Source organism: Metabacillus arenae, from assembly GCF_014773385.1.
Classification (GTDB): Bacteria; Bacillota; Bacilli; order Bacillales; family Bacillaceae; genus Metabacillus_D; species Metabacillus_D arenae.
The window spans coordinates 95,884-112,462 of the sequence record NZ_JACXAI010000015.1 but is presented as its reverse complement, the minus strand read 5'-3'; the positions used below and the strand labels follow the sequence as shown (position 1 = coordinate 112,462).

The 16,579-nt window shown below is 36.8% G+C and carries 15 protein-coding genes and 2 pseudogenes; 6 read left to right on the top strand and 11 right to left on the bottom strand.

The window, feature by feature from the left end; genetic code table 11:
- Window positions 1–8: 8 nt before the first annotated feature.
- Together iolB and iolA are read right to left on the bottom strand one after the other, a co-directional pair.
- On the bottom strand, window positions 9–824 hold the full coding sequence (gene iolB, locus IC621_RS12845) for a 5-deoxy-glucuronate isomerase (protein ID WP_191158709.1): 816 nt from the start codon (window positions 822–824) through the stop codon (window positions 9–11).
- A 213-nt stretch (window positions 825–1,037) separates the two neighbouring features.
- A complete protein-coding gene (iolA, locus tag IC621_RS12840) occupies window positions 1,038–2,501 on the bottom strand; it encodes a methylmalonate-semialdehyde dehydrogenase (protein WP_191158708.1) in 1,464 nt (487 codons plus the stop codon).
- A gap of 534 nt (window positions 2,502–3,035) precedes the next feature.
- Between iolA and IC621_RS12835 the strand changes: the two genes are divergently transcribed.
- Both IC621_RS12835 and IC621_RS12830 read left to right on the top strand, forming a co-directional pair.
- Entirely contained in the window at window positions 3,036–3,791 is a 756-nt protein-coding gene (locus tag IC621_RS12835) for a DeoR/GlpR family DNA-binding transcription regulator (protein WP_191158707.1), read from the top strand.
- 104 nt (window positions 3,792–3,895) lie between these two features.
- Entirely contained in the window at window positions 3,896–4,285 is a 390-nt protein-coding gene (locus IC621_RS12830; RefSeq protein WP_191158706.1) for a tautomerase family protein, read from the top strand.
- A 187-nt stretch (window positions 4,286–4,472) separates the two neighbouring features.
- On the opposite strand, the gene IC621_RS12825 is transcribed toward IC621_RS12830, so the two are convergent.
- The 6 genes and pseudogenes from IC621_RS12825 to IC621_RS12800 form a co-directional block, all read right to left on the bottom strand.
- Window positions 4,473–5,492, bottom strand: a complete 1,020-nt coding sequence (locus IC621_RS12825) for a MupG family TIM beta-alpha barrel fold protein (RefSeq protein ID WP_191158705.1) — start codon at window positions 5,490–5,492, stop codon at window positions 4,473–4,475.
- Window positions 5,489–6,850, bottom strand: coding sequence for a PTS transporter subunit EIIC (locus IC621_RS12820; RefSeq protein WP_191158704.1), 1,362 nt, complete (start codon window positions 6,848–6,850; stop codon window positions 5,489–5,491). Before IC621_RS12820 ends, IC621_RS12825 begins: the two co-directional genes overlap by 4 nt.
- 320 nt (window positions 6,851–7,170) lie before the next feature.
- Window positions 7,171–8,019: a MurR/RpiR family transcriptional regulator gene (locus tag IC621_RS12815; RefSeq protein ID WP_191158703.1), complete on the bottom strand. Its 849-nt coding sequence runs from the start codon at window positions 8,017–8,019 to the stop codon at window positions 7,171–7,173.
- 11 nt (window positions 8,020–8,030) lie between these two features.
- Window positions 8,031–8,939, bottom strand: a complete 909-nt coding sequence (murQ, locus tag IC621_RS12810; protein WP_191158702.1) for an N-acetylmuramic acid 6-phosphate etherase — start codon at window positions 8,937–8,939, stop codon at window positions 8,031–8,033.
- Between the two features lie 1,412 nt (window positions 8,940–10,351).
- A complete protein-coding gene (locus IC621_RS12805) occupies window positions 10,352–10,531 on the bottom strand; it encodes a hypothetical protein (protein ID WP_191158701.1) in 180 nt (59 codons plus the stop codon).
- Window positions 10,532–10,744: 213 nt separating this feature from the next.
- Window positions 10,745–10,828, bottom strand: a pseudogene (locus tag IC621_RS12800) (FtsW/RodA/SpoVE family cell cycle protein); the annotation flags it as partial.
- Between the two features lie 389 nt (window positions 10,829–11,217).
- Between IC621_RS12800 and IC621_RS12795 the strand changes: the two are divergent.
- From IC621_RS12795 to IC621_RS12785, 3 genes are all read left to right on the top strand, one after another.
- Window positions 11,218–11,544: a cyclic-phosphate processing receiver domain-containing protein gene (locus IC621_RS12795; protein WP_191158700.1), complete on the top strand. Its 327-nt coding sequence runs from the start codon at window positions 11,218–11,220 to the stop codon at window positions 11,542–11,544.
- 168 nt (window positions 11,545–11,712) lie between these two features.
- Window positions 11,713–11,862: a hypothetical protein gene (locus tag IC621_RS12790; RefSeq protein ID WP_191158699.1), complete on the top strand. Its 150-nt coding sequence runs from the start codon at window positions 11,713–11,715 to the stop codon at window positions 11,860–11,862.
- A 109-nt stretch (window positions 11,863–11,971) separates the two neighbouring features.
- A complete protein-coding gene (locus IC621_RS12785; RefSeq protein WP_191158698.1) occupies window positions 11,972–13,228 on the top strand; it encodes an ATP-binding protein in 1,257 nt (418 codons plus the stop codon).
- Window positions 13,229–13,253: 25 nt separating this feature from the next.
- Here IC621_RS12785 and IC621_RS12780 read toward each other — a convergent pair whose 3' ends face one another.
- The 3 genes from IC621_RS12780 to IC621_RS12770 all read right to left on the bottom strand — a co-directional run bounded on the left by IC621_RS12780 (window position 13,254) and on the right by IC621_RS12770 (window position 15,736).
- The gene (locus tag IC621_RS12780; RefSeq protein ID WP_191158697.1) at window positions 13,254–13,880 is read right to left on the bottom strand and encodes a DUF1648 domain-containing protein; all 627 of its coding nucleotides are present in this window, start codon (window positions 13,878–13,880) and stop codon (window positions 13,254–13,256) included.
- A gap of 1 nt (window position 13,881) precedes the next feature.
- Complete coding sequence (locus IC621_RS12775) at window positions 13,882–14,151, bottom strand: autorepressor SdpR family transcription factor (RefSeq protein ID WP_191158737.1); 270 nt, start codon at window positions 14,149–14,151, stop codon at window positions 13,882–13,884.
- A gap of 958 nt (window positions 14,152–15,109) precedes the next feature.
- Window positions 15,110–15,736 (bottom strand): metal-dependent hydrolase, encoded by a 627-nt coding sequence (locus tag IC621_RS12770; protein WP_191158696.1) that lies wholly within the window; start codon window positions 15,734–15,736, stop codon window positions 15,110–15,112.
- Between the two features lie 689 nt (window positions 15,737–16,425).
- On the opposite strand from IC621_RS12770, the pseudogene IC621_RS26495 reads away from it, so the two are divergent.
- Window positions 16,426–16,521 (top strand): annotated as a pseudogene (locus IC621_RS26495) (YjcZ family sporulation protein); the annotation flags it as partial.
- Window positions 16,522–16,579 lie beyond the last annotated feature (58 nt).

The following is a 16,579-nucleotide window of genomic DNA, read 5'->3' as shown; positions in this document are numbered from 1 at the left end:
ATTTATTGTTATCGCTTTACGATCCACTCATGATCTGGATCATTGTAAAATTTCCAAATCCTTGTCGGGCCCGCCATTACATTTAAATAATAGGACGTATAGCCATCTGGAACCCCTACTGGATGATATCCTGATGGTACGATTACAACATCACCGGACTCTACCGTCATCGTTTCATCAAGGGAACGATCATCCGTATAAACACGCTGAAAAACAAAGCCTTGCTGCGGGTTCATTTCATGATAATAGGTTTCCTCTAAAAATGACTCATCCGGCAAGTTATCACGATCATGCTTATGCGGCGGATAGCTTGACCAGTTCCCGCTTTCTGTGTACACTTCAACAACTAACAAACTATTAGCAGATGGATCAGAATCTGGTAAAATATTGTGTACCGTCCTTTTATTGTTCAGAATTCCTCTATTTTCTATTCCAATATCTGCAGCTTTAATCAGTCTAGTAGGCAATTGTTTTTTTGAAGGTGAATAGCATAATGCTACACGAGCTTGGGTTACCGCCTCTATTTCAAAACGGCGATCATTTGAAACGTATACACTGTCTGTTGGCACCTTCTCGAATACGCTCTCACGGGTACCTAGGTTTTTGAACGTTTCTTCATGATCTGTGACGTTTATTTTTCCCGTTAGGGCCACAATGCAGCACTCTTGCTTCCCTAATAATTCTGAAAATTTTGCACCTGGGGCTATTTCAACTAGTTTAAATTCAACATATTCTAATTGAGAATTTTCGGCCGTGACTTCCTGAACAAGAGTAACTCCCTGTGTAATTTCCCTTTTTTCTGGTTTTCGAAGTAGTTTACTCATATATCCTCCTTATATCACCCTGGAAATGTACCATCTTTTCACTATATTAGCCACAAGAAGGGTTCTGCGGGCTTTAGCTGCTTACAAGGTCATGATTTAAAGATCCGCCCCATTATATTTTTCACAAATATAATGGGCCGGTTGTTCGAACTTCAAATCGTCATTTTTTACTAAATCTATTAATCTAATAAATTTGCCTGGATGAACGATTACTTATTCAAATGTAGGCGCTTTGTAGCGTGCTGTAACAACTTTTTTCCGTGTATAGAAATCGACACTATCTTTTCCGTTTGCATGCAAGGTTCCAAAGAATGACGATTTCCATCCAGAGAATGGGAAGAACGCCATTGGAGCTGGAACGCCTAGGTTAACCCCTAACATACCTGCATCGATATTTTCACGGAAGTAACGGATGGACGAAGCATTTGTTGTAAATAAACATGCACCATTTGCAAATTCTGATTGATTGGCAACTTCAACAGCTTCTTTTATATTCTTCACACGCATAATAGACAATACCGGAGCAAAGATTTCATCCTTCCAGATGGTCATATCTGTTGTGACATCATCAAAAATGGTAGGCCCAATGAAAAACCCATCATCCATAGAACGTTCACGTCCGTCACAAACTACACTTGCTCCTTCTTCAATGCCTTTTTCAATATAATTGATTGTGCGTTTTTGATTTTCTTCCCTGATGACAGGACCGAGCAATACACCATCATCCAGTCCATTGCCCATTTTAATGGCTGCCGTTTTCTCTTTCAACTTAGCAATAAACTTATCTGCAATTCCTTCTTCCACAGTTACAACTGCGCATGCCATACAGCGTTCACCAGCTGAACCAAATGCGGATGCGATAATATCTGTGATCGTCTGATCCAAATCAGCATCATTTAAGACGATGGTATGGTTTTTAGCACCTGTTAATGCTTGGACACGTTTTAGATTCTCACTTCCTCGTTTAAATACGTATTCTCCAACAGGCTTAGAGCCAACAAAGGAGATCGCTTTAACTTCAGGGTGATCTAATATTCCGTTCACAACATCATGTGCACCGTGAACAATGTTAAATACGCCTTTTGGAAGTCCTGCTTCTGTAAATAACTCTGCTAATTTTTCTGTTAAAAGCGGAGTTCTTTCTGATGGTTTTAAAATAAACGTATTTCCAAGCGAAATAGCCATTGGAAACATCCAGCATGGTACCATCATTGGGAAGTTAAATGGTGCAATTCCACCGACAACCCCAATTGGATAACGGTAATTTGTTGCTTCGACATCTGTAGCAATCGAAGATAGTGAATCTCCCATCATTAAAGTAGGTGCCCCCGCTGCAAATTCAACATTTTCTATTCCGCGCTGGACTTCGCCTAATGCTTCTGACAGGCTTTTTCCATTTTCCATTGTGATCAAATGGGCCAATTCTTCTTTATGCTTTATCAGTAATTGCTGATAGTTAAATAGAATTCTTGCACGCCGGGGAACTGCTACTCTTTTCCACTTTTCAAATGCCTCTGCTGCAACTTCTGCCGCATATTCAATATCCTCTTTAGTTGATATCGGAACTTGGGCTATGATTTCTTTTGTAGCTGGATTAAAAACATCCTCATATTTATTTGTTTTACTTTCAACCCATTCACCATTTATATAATTTTTTAATTTAATTGCTTCCGTCATGTTTTCTGCCTCCTTGGAAAATTTGTTTTATTTCTTAAATTAGTAAATCTTTAGATTGTATTCTGCAAATTTAGATAAGCCTTCCTTAATTCATTTCACAGTCCAAACTATATTTTTCTCTTTTCACCTCTTCTTGGAGAACTTTTGTTATGTTTTGGTTAAGTTTTGGTGATTTCTGATTTCATGATAATATTAAAAGCGTTTTCAGTCAACTATAGTTTTTAAATTTTTTCGAGATTCGAGTAAAAAATGATAATTCGTGATTTAAATTCGAGAATCCTCCCTTATCACCAACTAAAAAAGCAAAATTTACTCATTTTTACAAGTTTTATAGTGATTTTTCCAAAAAAAAAGCAATTATTATAAAAAGAATGGGTAATTTTTGGGTAACTATTGATAAAGCAAAGTAGAACATTTATAATTTTACTAGAAGTACATTTCTGGCTCTATTGGAAGTAACTATACATTTGTCATCGTGCATTTTTTGTCACCACCTATTCATTCATATAAATAAAGGAAACAAGAGGGGTAAATATGTTAAAAACAAAACGAATTGAACAAATACAGGAATATGTGTTGGAACATCAAACAGCATCCTTAGATGAGCTGGTCAAGAAGTTTGATGTATCAAAAAATACGATAAGACGTGATGTTCAGCAGTTGGTTGAACGAGGGGAAATTAAGAAAGTCTATGGCGGGGTAGCTGTAAATCATGCAACACTTAAAACATTTAACGAAAGGCAAACACGTAACCAAAAACAAAAAGAGGCGATTGCAAGAGCTGCAGCTAATTTTGTGGAAGATGGGGATATTATTTATATTGATTCGGGAACGACAACATTAGAAATGGTGGAATATTTACAGACAAAACATGTAACGATCATTACTAGTAATCTAGATTTTATTACGAATTCTCTTCCTTATCATAATTTAAATGTCATTTCAACAGGCGGAGTCCTTGACCGTAAGACAAAATCGTTTGTTAGTTTTAAAAACATGGATTTATTAAAAGCTTATAATATCAACAAAGCTTTTATGGCCTCGACCGCCATTTCCATTACAAATGGGGTGACTAATTCATCCCCTCTTGAAAGTGAGATAAAGCAAACGGTTGTCAGGCGGAGCTCAGAAGTGTATTTGCTTGTCGATCATTACAAATTTGATAAAGCTGCTTTGATGACCTATTGTGGTCTGGATGAAATTGATTATATTATTACGGATACTCAGCCAAGCAAAAATTATCAAGAATATGCAAAAAAGCATGATATTGAGCTTATAATCTCCGAATAACTAAATGTATAGCAAACACCAGTTATTTTGAAGTAGAAGAAAATTGTTTGAAACAAGCCTTTGGCTATTCCCAATAATAAAGCTTTTAAGGAGGAAATACCTATATGCCATTATTACGTTTTGATTTAATAGAAGGCCGTGACGAAAAGTCTTTAAGAAAATTATTGAATACTGCACATAACGCTATGGTTGAAGCATTTAATGTACCCGAGCGAGATCGTTATCAAATTGTCCATCAGCACCCTTCCAATGAACTAATTATCGAGGATACAGGATTAGGTTTGAAAAGGAGCAGCAATTTAGTCATCATAAGTATTGTTAGCAAAGCAAGGACTATCAGCCAAAAAGAAAAATTATATGCTTTGCTTGCACAAAAACTTGAATCCGAGTGTGGTGTTTCACCCGAGGACTTAATGATTTCCATTACAGAAAATGGAGATGCCGACTGGAGTTTTGGACTCGGGGAAGCACAGTTTTTAACAGGGAAATTGTAATTTATATACAACCTAAGAACAAAGAATCCACCTGGAATAAATAAAAGCTGTTCCAAAAAGACAAATCCATTACTAATTAAAAGTTAGAACCATTGCTATAGCCGCTTTACTGAAATACTAAAGGGGGTCTCTAAGACGAAAAATCGACTTATGAGATCCCCTTTTAACTACTTCTTCTAAAAAGCTTTCACTTACTAATCTCTTTTAATTCCAATTTTTGTCCAGGCTGAATAAGTGAAAGGAGCGGCAAATCTTCAGAAATGACCTGCCCAATGACATTGACTCGTTCATCAGCCGGAAGATCCTTTAAAGCAATTTGCACTTCCCCCCGATAACGGCCATAACGATCATTATCCATCGAAATCGTTCCTCGAAAACGCTCTGCCATATTTTTCGGATGAACGGATTTTGTACTTCGTGTATCCATTAAGCGAAGCACATCTCGTGCAAAGTCTGGACGGGGGCGATACTCACCCTCTTGCAAGCCGGACGATTGAATGCGGATAGGCATTACTTTATCTCCGTCGTATTTTATAAGCTGTTCTAAAAGCCCCTGTCCAGGATCCGGATCACCGATAAAGACATCCGTAATGCCGTGATGGTACTGGTCAACAGCTGCAACAAATGGGTCTATATCACGGTGTTGCTCCAAAGTAGGGAGACCATCGTATAGGGGTCCTCTTTTCTCCCCCCGCCCTGGAACATATGCGTAGACTGGAATCTCAAAGCTTTTGAACAAATCCGTTTGATCTTTGAAAAAAGCATCAGCAAGTCCTGTTTCACGGCGCGGGTAAAAGTTATGCCAAGCGATTAACCTTTTACGGTCAATCCCGCTCGATAGCAAAGTATTGAGGTCCTGCTTTAAAATAATGCTTGCATTGAGAGCAATGTGAAACTGCTTCGACAACCTAATGATTGTTTCATGATCAAAAAAATCATCCAAGCGAAGTCCGATAACCCCAAGAGATGTTAAATCTTCTAAAGTTTGAATCCCTAAATGCTTTGGTGTTTTCAATGAAACATCTGCATATACTTTGATTTCATGATCCTTTGCCACATGAAGTAAATGTTTTGCACGGCTTGCAAGGTCACCTTTTTCTTCAGGGATGTGAAGCGAGGTAAATGCCCGCTTCACCCCCTTTTGACCTGCCTCAGCAATACGCTGCTCTGCTAAAGGGTCACTTAAATAAAATGAAATTCCGATCAATCAAATTCACCTGCCATATCATCATGAAACCCAAATAAATAGGTAAAGATAAAACCAGCTACATAAGCGATCAGTAATCCAATCAAATATAAAAGAATCTGATGGGCATGTACAAGGAAGCTTAGCGGCAATCCGGAAACACCAACGGCTATCGTTGCAATATTAAAGTATGCTTGAAATGCACCGCCAACCCCTGCTCCAAGACATGCTGTTAAAAACGGCCGGCCAAGCGGCATCGTCACCCCGAAGATTAACGGTTCCCCGATCCCCAGCATCCCTGAAGGAAGAGCTCCTCCTATTGCTCGTTTTAAACGTGCTTTCTTTGTTTTCATATAAATGGCAAAAGCTGCACCAACTTGTCCAGCACCGCCCATTGCTAAAATCGGAAGGAGCGGATCATCGCCAATTGAGTTAATGAGCTCAAGGTGAACGGGTGTTAAGCCTTGGTGTAAGCCGGTTACAACAAGAGGTAAAAATGTTGCGCCCAACACAAAGCCTGCAACAATTCCGCCGACTTCTAAAATAGAAAGCAAACCATTTGTAATCCCATCTGAAATAAATCCGCCAATTGGCATAAATACAATATAAGTCACGATTCCTGTAATGAGTAATGCTATCGTGGGAGTAACAATAATATCAAGTGACTGAGGGATAAAACGGCGAACACGCTTTTCTACTGTTGCCATAAAAATTGCCGCAAATAAAACTCCGATTAATCCGCCGCGACCTGGCAATAATTCTTCACCAAAGAGGGTAATGCCAGCAACAGCCGGGTTAATCACTAAAATACCAGCAAGTCCGCCTAATGCAGGAGAACCGCCAAATTCCTTCGCCGCATTGACCCCTACAAGAATGCCAAGGTATGCAAACAGCCCTCCGCCAATTACTGTTAAGATTGTGGCAATTTGTGAATCCGCCGGCAACCATCCTGCTTGAACAACTGCCTTTGTAATACCTGTAATCAATCCTGATGCAACAAGAGCAGGAATCAGCGGTATGAAAATACTTGCAATTCGACGTAAAAACATCTTAAATGGAGTAGCATTTTTTTGTTTAAGCTCTGATTTTTTCTGTGCCGCCCGCTCTCCTAAATCAATACCTCCAGATGCTTCAATCAGTTGTCCGAACTCTTCTGTCACTTTATTTACTTTTCCAGGACCTAATATAATTTGCAGCGTTTCTTCTTCAACGAGTCCTAAAACGCCATCAATCTTTTTTAAATCTTCTTTATTTACCATGGTTTCATCTTTTGGTGTTACACGGAGACGAGTCATACAGTGTGTATAGGACTCAATGTTTTGAGCTCCGCCAAGTTGTTCTAATATCTCATTTGCTAAAACTTTATTTTCCCCTGCCATTTCAAATCCCCCTCTTTTTACAAAAAATGTCTCTATCAGGATCTTTAAACGAAAAGCTCAGAGGCGCTAGTCCTTCGGCAACAAGCATTCGGGCGAGCCGGCAGAAAGGTTGTTCTTTAACCTTTTGACGGATTAGCTTATAACCTAAGGTCCGATGGCGCCTGGAGCTGGACAAGAATAACTAACTTTAATGCATTAATACTTTCATCTACTTAAATTTTCTGAAACAACAAAAATTGCAATTCCATTTCATTGAAAACGCTTTTTTAAAAACGTTATATAAAGCACAATCCATTTGAAGCAACAACAAAACAATTGACTTATTTTTTCAAAAATTTTATTGCTTCCCTTGTTTTATCAATATAATCAACTGTCTCCTCATACTGCTTGGTGGCCATACATAAAAATAGGATATCAATGACATAAAGCTGGGCAAGGCGAGAAGATGTTGCTGCACTCCGAAAGGGTGCTTCAGTTGAATAGGAAGTATTTAAATGAATATCCGCTAATGATGATACAGGTGATTGGCCGTATTTCGTTAAACTAATTGTTTTCACACCGCGGTTTTTTGCAAGTGAAAGAACATTTGTAACCTCAGGTGTTTCCCCTGAATGAGAAATGCCAAATACGATATCATTTTGATCAGCGTTTGCAATCAATGTTGCGACAAGATGCGCATCTGTAAAGGCGGTTGAACCTTTATTAATACGAAGAAACTTTTGTTGAGCATCCTTCGCAATAATATGCGAGGCGCCTATGCCGAAAAAATGTACATTCTTTGCTAAAAGCAATGCAGCTACAGCTCGCTCCAGTTCCTCGTGGCTGATAATTTCCGCTGTATCACTTAAACTTTGAATACTATTACTAGTTGTTTTTTGGACAATCGATTGTATCGATTCATCAGGCTCAATATCACGATAGCCTTTTTCAGCTGGCTTTACTAAATCCCCTGCAATCCTTACCTTTAGCTCTTGAAATCCTTTTACTCCAACCGATTTGCATAGCCGAATAACTGCTGCACCACTCGCATTGGCTAAAGATCCCAGCTCCCCTGCAGTACTGTTTACAACATCATGAGGATGCTCTAATATATACTCGGCAATTTTCCTCTCAGATGCCGGGAGCTGTGGAAGAATATTTTTGATCATGTTTATTCCGCCTGTTGCCATCCTTACCCTCCTTACTCAATTTCCAGTTCAATTGCTTTTCTAACATAACCATTAGCCTGTTTAAGAAGGGCTGCCGCCGCTTCATAATTTTTTTCCGTTTTAAGCATCACAATGGCTGTTTTTACTTCATTATTTGCTGCTTCCAGCGTTTCTTTTGCTTTATCATAAGAAGCTCCTGTAATTTTACATATGATATGGATGGCTCGTTCTTTTAATTTATGGTTACTCACATGCACATCCACCATTAAATTCTCGTATACTTTTCCAAGATGAATCATCGTTGTTGTCGAAATCATATTTAAAATCATTTTATGGGCTGTTGCTGCTCTTAACCTTGTTGATCCAGTCAATACTTCTGGCCCAACAACAACTTCAATCCTATGGTCTGCGACTTTGCTGATCGGCGAGTTCTCATTACAGGACAAGGCAACGGCTTTTGCGCCAATATTGCGTGCATAGTTAAGCGCCCCAATGACATAAGGTGTCCGGCCGCTTGCCGCTATTCCTATAACCGTGTCATTTGCTGTGAGGTGAATATTTTTTAAATCTTGCTCTCCAAGCTCTTCTTTATCTTCAGCGCCTTCAACCGCCTTGATAAACGCTTTTTCCCCTCCAGCCATAATACCCTGAACCACCTCCGGGTTCGTACTAAAAGTGGGCGGGCATTCAACCGCATCTAATACACCCAGCCTGCCGCTTGTACCGGCACCAATATAGATAAGACGCCCACCTTTTTTAATTGATTCATAAGCAAATGTAACCGCGACTTCAACATCAGGAAGAACCTGCCCAACAGCTAAAGCAATTTTTTGATCTTCTTCATTCATCATTTTTAAAATATCCTTTGTATCCGCTGTATCTATCTGTAGCGTTCGATCATTTCGGGATTCTGTTGTCAAAAGGGTCAGTTTTTGGTCCATTGATCCGTCCTCCAATTTTAATGGTATAAAACTATATTTCACTTATCTCAGTTACATTATAGAGTTTTTGAAATTATATTTCAATAAACAATTAATTTAAATGAAATATAATTTTAATTTCTGTAGCTTTAAATTAAATTTTAGTTAAATTAGCTATATAAACCTCGTAAAAGAGCAAATATTAAAAGCGTGCTTTGAAAAAAGAGGATCAAAACACGCTTTTAATATTTTTAATTTGAATCATTCTTTAATATAAAAGTTTGAACGCTACGCGTCTTTCTGAAGGTGTGAGGTTGGAGGTGGGAATTGATGAAATCAACCAAAAGAGCTGATTTTTTCTCTTCTCTTTAACTAGTTCTTTGGGGTGCCAGCTTCATTTTGGCCACACTTCAAACGATTTCTGTTTGTTCATTCCATAACAAATAGCTTTTTGCTCTTGCCCCCCCACCGATCGTTTACTTATCTTCGATTTTTCCCCTTATATCTTCGAAATCTGAAATTTATCTACGAAATCGGCAGACTTATCTTTGAAAATTTCAAAATATCGATTATTCGACATAAATCATCATTTTCCTTCTTTCACCTGCTTGTGGCTCATAAAAAAATTTAAATAATGAAACCTCCTGTCGATAGGAGGTTCATTTCATTTCCTTTAAATAAAATGTAAGAATTTGCTGAAGGCTTTCTTCCTTATCAAGCTTATAACTAATGAATTTAGTTTTAATATGATTTCTGATATTCAATTTGTTTAAAAATCTATATATTGGAAATTATCAGGATATAACCGTCGATTTTGAAGATCTATTTTCGAAGATAAATCAAAACACGCTCGAAAAAGATTACTAGAATCTCTTATTTCCTTACGTAATCTGTTAGAAAGACATAAACGTTTCAATAAATTACTCCTTCCCATCCGCCTCTCAAAGACACAGACGATTGTTTCACCTCCTCCTTTAGAGATATGGATTAGAGTTTCTTCAATAAGGGTATATTTTTGTAGGAGAGGTGATATGTTTGCTAGATGCAATAAGAGATTTCTTTTTATTCCTAGGGGGCTTTTTTAGCATTACGATAATCACAGCGATTATTGTCCTTTTCTTTCTTATAAGAAAGGTAAGGAAGAAAAATAGCAAAAAAGCCGGTTATTTAAAGGATGAGGAAAGGAAATATAATTCGGGATCCTAGGTCAAATAGGCCATATATTCCTCACATCTTGTTCAAAAAAGCGTATGTAAGGCCAAAACAACTTTTAGGTTAGGAAATGAATAGGAGTCTGTCCTGGCTTTAAGTCCAAAATGGAAGGCAAAGGAGAGCCTTCCATTTCTTCTATGAAAATAAAACGTTATTTACAGACTTCCTCTCAAACTTCTCTAAAAACTTGTGATTATGTATTGCAATTGGATGAAAGCTTGTTAAAGTTCTTTGTTGATATTCTCATGTTTCTCTTCTCCATCATGATCTTTTCCTATAAGGATAAAAATAATCACAATTCCAGAAATTGCCCATATAAAGCAAGAAAGGACAGGGTTATTCAAGTCAGTAAGCAAAAAAACAGCAAAAATAATGAACGAAATGCTAATGACTTTTTCCATTTTACTACCCCTCACCTTATAATAACGGGAACCTGGTCTTAATAACTGATCACGACATAAAGAAAACCTATAAGCAATATAAGAAATAAAACAGTCGCTACCATCCTGATTCCTTTTAGTCTTCTTTTCATCATTTTTTTAAAATACCGATCATTCATTTAATCATCTCCAGAAAACATAAACATTCTTGTCTTTAGAGAGCTGTTCAAGACAAGGCAAAGGAATTCCTGTTATCGGTATTAAACCACTTACCATCCAAATATTTTGAAACACATGGAAGTAAATTAACGTAATTACTTTTCAAGCCAAGCAAAAATCCAATTCAATTGATAGTCGTCAAGGAAGATTTAAAGGAACTTAGTAATATATTCGATCCATTCGTTTCTCCAAGTTTATTATAGTCTGCCAATTAAGACGTAAAAAAATTTAATAAAGTTTCACAAATTGGAAAATTTGATTAGAATTGGTATGCAATGCAGAACTTTAGAAGCTAGAAACACCTTAGTTAAGCATAATTTACTAGTATTAATGTTTGAAAAAGAAAAACACAACTTAATACCTATTTCCATTCTGGACTCTTTACCTCTACTGGCTTACACTCTTTTAACGAATCCCGGAAGGAAGTTAGCAGAAAGGAATGTATGTTAGAATGAGGACAAGTCAAATTAATAAATGGGGGAATCATCATGAAGATCAATGTTTTTCTTGATGATTATCGAACATGTCCGGCGGATCATGTGCTTGCAGAGACCGTTGAAGAATGCATTACATTGTTAGAAAAAAACTCCATTGATCATCTTTCTTTAGACCATGATTTAGTAAACAAAACAAAAAATGGGCTAATGCTTGTACATTATATGGTAAAGCACAAGCTTTATGCTGAGAGAATTACGATTCACTCAGCAAATTCAGTCGGCAGTAAAGCCATGTATAACTATTTAAAGCAAGCCCAACTAAATTTAAAAATGCCTTCAGCTATTAAAGTGGTTCAAAGACCTTTACCGTTGAACTAGTGGCTGATTAACAACCTGAAACTCCTATTATTCAAATAAATATCTATCTATTATGCCAGTCTACTCATATTAACAGCTTTGTTCTTTCTGAAGTTGCAAGTGAGGTCTGGCTCTTTTTATATAAAATCAGAATGTTAAAGTTCATTAAAGCACTAAGGTACAGGGGGTATGTATAAAAAAATCAGCTCTTTCGTTGATTTTATCAATTCCAACCTTTCAGTTTTAGAGGTGGGAATAGAAACAATCGGCGGAACACCAATTGCCTTTATTATTTCTTGTCACCTTTTTCGTACTCCTAAGCTCCTCCAAAAGCTCTAAATTTATCTTAATTTATTGTAATGTTATTGTTATAATATTCTTAAAGAACTAGAATAAGTGACTAATAATGAAATAGTTACGTTAATTTTGACAAGGTATGGTGAGGAATGTGCTTTTTAGTCCAGAGTTTTTATGTAATATGCTGCTTGCTTTGTCTCCATTACTTCTCGTGCAATTCCTATATCTTTACCAGGAAGTTAATAAGGAAAGCCAAGTCAGGGATTGGGTAATGTCACTCGTACCTGCAGCTGCCATCATTTTAACAATGTTTTTTCCAATATCTATAGAAGAAGAATTTTTTTTCGACTTAAGGCGAGTCCCTTACATATTAGGCATCTTGTATAGCGGATACAGTATGAATATTTTTCTTTTTTTCCTCACTGTTTTGGTTCGTATAGCAATGGGTGGTGATGGAATTATTGTAACCGTTATCTCTTTTGGCTTACTTAGTCTTATTACACCATTCTTTTCAAAACGTTATTTAAAAGGATCCATAAAAGAAAAAATTGCGATTGTTTCTTTAGTAATGACAGCTTCTGTTTTCTTTTCTATGATTCATATTGAATTTTTCTACACCTCTCCATATAGCATGCTTTTTTGGACTGAGCTGCTTATCATGAATCTCATCGTGATCATCCTTGCTACTGTTTTATTTGAAATTTTTTTAAAGAACTTTCAAATTTTAAAACGCGTATTAAAAGCGGAGAAGCTAGAGGTTGTCAGTCACCTTGCAGCAAGTATATCTCATGAAGTTCGCAACCCGCTGACCTCAATAAAGGGATTTCTTCAGCTTATGTCAGACAAGTCCCTTTCTCAAGAGAAAAGAGAAGAGTACGTGAAAATTTCTCTCCAGGAGCTGGACCGCGCGACACAAATTATTAATGATTATCTTACATTTGCCAAACCAGTCAGTGAGGACACAGACCGAATCAATGTACATATGGAAATACAAAATTGTATAAATGTATTAACTCCACTTGCCAACATGGCTAATGTTCAATTTCGCATTAATTTTCTTTATGAAGACATTCACGTAATTGGTGAAAAATCCAAACTAAAGCAATGCATGATTAACACGATTAAAAATGGCATTGAAGCTTGTGAGAACAGCGGAATTATTGAGATTCAAACGGAAATAATTTCTGATCAAGTCAATATAAAAATCAGCGACAATGGCAAAGGAATGACGAAGGATCAGGTAGAACGGCTAGGTGAACCATATTTTTCAACAAAAACAACTGGAACCGGCCTTGGAATGATGGTTACATGCAGTATTATCAAAGCGATGAAGGGAAAAATACAATTTCATAGTGAGGTAGGTGTGGGTACAGAAGTTCTTATGTCCTTACCAACCGAAAAAAAATAGCGGCCTTAAGGGCTGCTATTTTCCTTTATGCATGCTCAAAAGCACGATAGATATGCAGGATAATGGCTGCAAAGGTTAGAGCAAGAACAGTAAAAAATGAAACAATCATAAATGGATTTGGAATCAGTCCACATAGCAGGATAATCAAACCACCGATCATAAAGCGGTGTGAAACGGGTCTCGCCACTCGATTCCATAAAGTGTGGGATCTTTCTGACAAGAGTGGGTTTTGTTGTTCATGTACAAGAAATCTTGGAAGAGTGTTCCCTGCAGCAATAAAAATAATTCCTACACTGATCGGCACAACTAAAAGAATATTAAAGGAAACATTGATAGCTTTTAAAAGAATGGCGCCATGAACAGTAAAAAGCAAGAATAAAAGGGTCAGAAAAATACTTTCTAATCCTTTTTCATATCTTTTAAAATAAGATACATTCTTTTTAAGTCTTTTTATAAAAAGAAATTGAAACTGGATGAGCAGCATCACTACAGGTAATAAAAACACAATTATTTCTTTCCGACCATATCCAGTTGCCGTCCCATTTGCATCAGCAAACTGACTTGGAATAGAGCTCGGAACGATCGGATAAAAATAAATACTTACACCAAAAGCCATAAACAATAACAACCATGAAACCAATTTTTTCATCATCCTACTTCCCCTTTTCAGATTGTTGTAAATGCATAAACCACTTCATTAAATCTTGAAAGACAGATGTGTTCAGCGAATAATACACAAACTGCCCCTTCTTATGGGCAAACACTAGCTCTGCATGCTTCAAAATGGTCAAATGTTGTGATATCCCAGGTTTACTCATTTCAAAATGACCGGCAATCTCACCCGCTGTCATATCCCCTTCTTTTAATAAATCCAACATCTTTCGTCGATTTTCATCTGATAAAGCTTTGAACAGGTCGTTAATGGGCACATCTGCTCGTCCTTCCACGAAAATAAATATTTAAGTAATTACTTAATTAAATTATAATTGATCTATTGAAAAAGTAAAGCCATTTTCATAACAAATAGGGAATTTTTCTCTCTAACAAAAAAAGATAGGGCTTTTTACAACGCTCTCTAATAATCGTTAGGGCAAAATCTAAACTCTTTTTATAGTTTATTGGAATGTTCCACATAATTCTGGCGAAGTTTCAAACGATTTCTCTTTGTTCATACGATCACATCTGTATTTACTCTGGATCTGCCAACAATTATTCAATCTTATCATCGATTTTTCACGCTGTATCTTCGAAATCTGAAATATATCTTCGATTCTTAACTTATTATCTTCGAAATCGGCTCATTTATCTTCGAAAATTTCAAAATATCGATTATTCGACAATAACTGACAATACTTTATAGGTATAGAATTTTTATATATTTTTAAGAAACCTCCTAAAAAAGGATAACATATACATTCTGAAATGAACGAAAAGTGCAGAGCGCTAGTCCTTCGGCGACAAGCACTCGGGCGAGCTGTCAGGGATTGACCCTGAGACCTAAGGGCCGATGGCGCTCGGAGCTGGACAAAGATCACACTCTTTATCACGTTAATACTTTAATCAACTTAAACTTTCATAACTGACAAAAAATACCACAGTATCAAGGACTGTGGTATAAAAAATATGACACTTTCTTATCTTTTTCCAAAGGAATTTTTTATATTATTTATATTTTTCAGGGATCATACAAAAATAGAAAGCATAACTGGGATTTAATAAAGCGGGTAACACAATTGTTAAAAGTTCCATCCTTCTCCACCACTGTTTATTATTTTTTAATGAAGCAGGCCACCTATTTTACTTCCTTTCATTTCCTATCATTTTATTTTAGAACATTTTTTGATAAGTTGGTAGAATTTTTAATTAAACTAGAATCAAATTTTATAGCTCTTTTGAAGAAAAAGGCAAAAACAATTTTACCCCTCTTTTATTAAAAGGGAGCACTTTCATGTCTGCAATTAAATGGCTGCTGTATCCAATCATACAAGTAATAAAAATTCCCTCTACTTGCATAGAAATTTGTAATTGATTTGCCATAATTCCAAAGTAGATTAGCCCTGCAAGCGAGTGAGTGTAGCTTCTGTGAGGAAGAAATGAAGCTATAATAATATAAATCCCCAGTAATATCAGCCAGTTTTCTTGGAGAGAAAGTCCTCCAGCAAGGACTCCTATTCCAGTCATTGTGAGCATCCTTTTTTGTGTTAAAAAAGAGGCGAGGACGATCATTCCCGTTCCAGTTGCCATTCCAAGCCATTTTTTCTCTTGGACTCCATCTATAAAACTATAGATAATCATCAATAATCCGATAAATTGAGCAATTGACCTAACAAGTTCATGAGAGAACGTAATTTTTTTACTTAAAGCGCCGTCAATGTCCATATCAGGGATTAACCCTGCTATTGCGCCTGCTCCTATAAATAAAAAGGTCATCATAGAATCCGCTTGAGAAGTGCTGGCAATAATAAAGCCTCCTGCAGCTCCTATTGTTGCATGAGTTGTTCCGTTCATTGGTGTTCACCTTTCTCTTTATTGTATATGAAGGAAAAGGGACAGCTTCTCTTTTAATAATTTGAGGCAAACATGGTTAAAAATATGTAGTAAAAAGCTCTGTCCCTTAATTGGAGGGTGTAAATCCCTGCAACACATTGTTCCTTTATCTTGCACGACTTGTATAAAAACGCCATGTTGTTTAAAGCTTCTACCCTAGTTTATATGATTATCTCTAAATCATAAACTCCTATTCTAGCTGGGCTAGAGCCGTGTCTCTATAAGCTATCCGTACATACATTATAAGAAGTTTATACACCTTAATTATATAGGATATCATTACACGCTGTATATGTATTAATAAATATTTAAAGCAATTGCCACCCGGGATGTTGTTGATACAGGTCAGCTGGCAGCCATGACCTGAGAACATTTCTCCTGCTTATATCATTCACACAGAGCCCCGTTTATATTAACCATTTATTTATGATAAATGTTGAAGCTGTCACTGGATCATTACGGAAATTTACTTGTTTAGCTCCCTTACTACCATTAAAAGGAAATTATCATCTGAATCTTGTTTAATTTAAAACAAGATCCAGACCTAAATTGATAAGAAGTACGCAAAAACCGACTGACTAAAGAACACTGCCCACTCCATATTCACACTATCTTCATAGAATATAAAGGATTATAAAGGAGGTGTTTGTATGAGCAAAGATTGCGGAAGAGGAAACAATGGCTTTGCATTGATCGTAGTTCTTTTCATTTTGCTAATTATCGTTGGCGCAGCATTTGTGGGTGGTGCATATGACGATAACAATGGCTGCTATGGCGGAGGCTATGGTGGAGGCTATGGCTGGT

What these genes read in the sequence shown, in the direction of transcription:
- iolB (WP_191158709.1), bottom strand. Translation starts at nt 824, where the DNA reads ATGAGTAAACTACTTCGAAAACCAGAAAAAAGGGAAATTACACAGGGA.
- iolA (WP_191158708.1), bottom strand. Translation starts at nt 2,501, where the DNA reads ATGACGGAAGCAATTAAATTAAAAAATTATATAAATGGTGAATGGGTT.
- IC621_RS12835 (WP_191158707.1), top strand. Translation starts at nt 3,036, where the DNA reads ATGTTAAAAACAAAACGAATTGAACAAATACAGGAATATGTGTTGGAA.
- IC621_RS12830 (WP_191158706.1), top strand. Translation starts at nt 3,896, where the DNA reads ATGCCATTATTACGTTTTGATTTAATAGAAGGCCGTGACGAAAAGTCT.
- IC621_RS12820 (WP_191158704.1), bottom strand. Translation starts at nt 6,850, where the DNA reads ATGGCAGGGGAAAATAAAGTTTTAGCAAATGAGATATTAGAACAACTT.
- IC621_RS12815 (WP_191158703.1), bottom strand. Translation starts at nt 8,019, where the DNA reads ATGGCAACAGGCGGAATAAACATGATCAAAAATATTCTTCCACAGCTC.
- murQ (WP_191158702.1), bottom strand. Translation starts at nt 8,939, where the DNA reads ATGGACCAAAAACTGACCCTTTTGACAACAGAATCCCGAAATGATCGA.
- IC621_RS12805 (WP_191158701.1), bottom strand. Translation starts at nt 10,531, where the DNA reads ATGGAAAAAGTCATTAGCATTTCGTTCATTATTTTTGCTGTTTTTTTG.
- IC621_RS12795 (WP_191158700.1), top strand. Translation starts at nt 11,218, where the DNA reads ATGAAGATCAATGTTTTTCTTGATGATTATCGAACATGTCCGGCGGAT.
- IC621_RS12790 (WP_191158699.1), top strand. Translation starts at nt 11,713, where the DNA reads ATGTATAAAAAAATCAGCTCTTTCGTTGATTTTATCAATTCCAACCTT.
- IC621_RS12780 (WP_191158697.1), bottom strand. Translation starts at nt 13,880, where the DNA reads ATGATGAAAAAATTGGTTTCATGGTTGTTATTGTTTATGGCTTTTGGT.
- IC621_RS12770 (WP_191158696.1), bottom strand. Translation starts at nt 15,736, where the DNA reads ATGAACGGAACAACTCATGCAACAATAGGAGCTGCAGGAGGCTTTATT.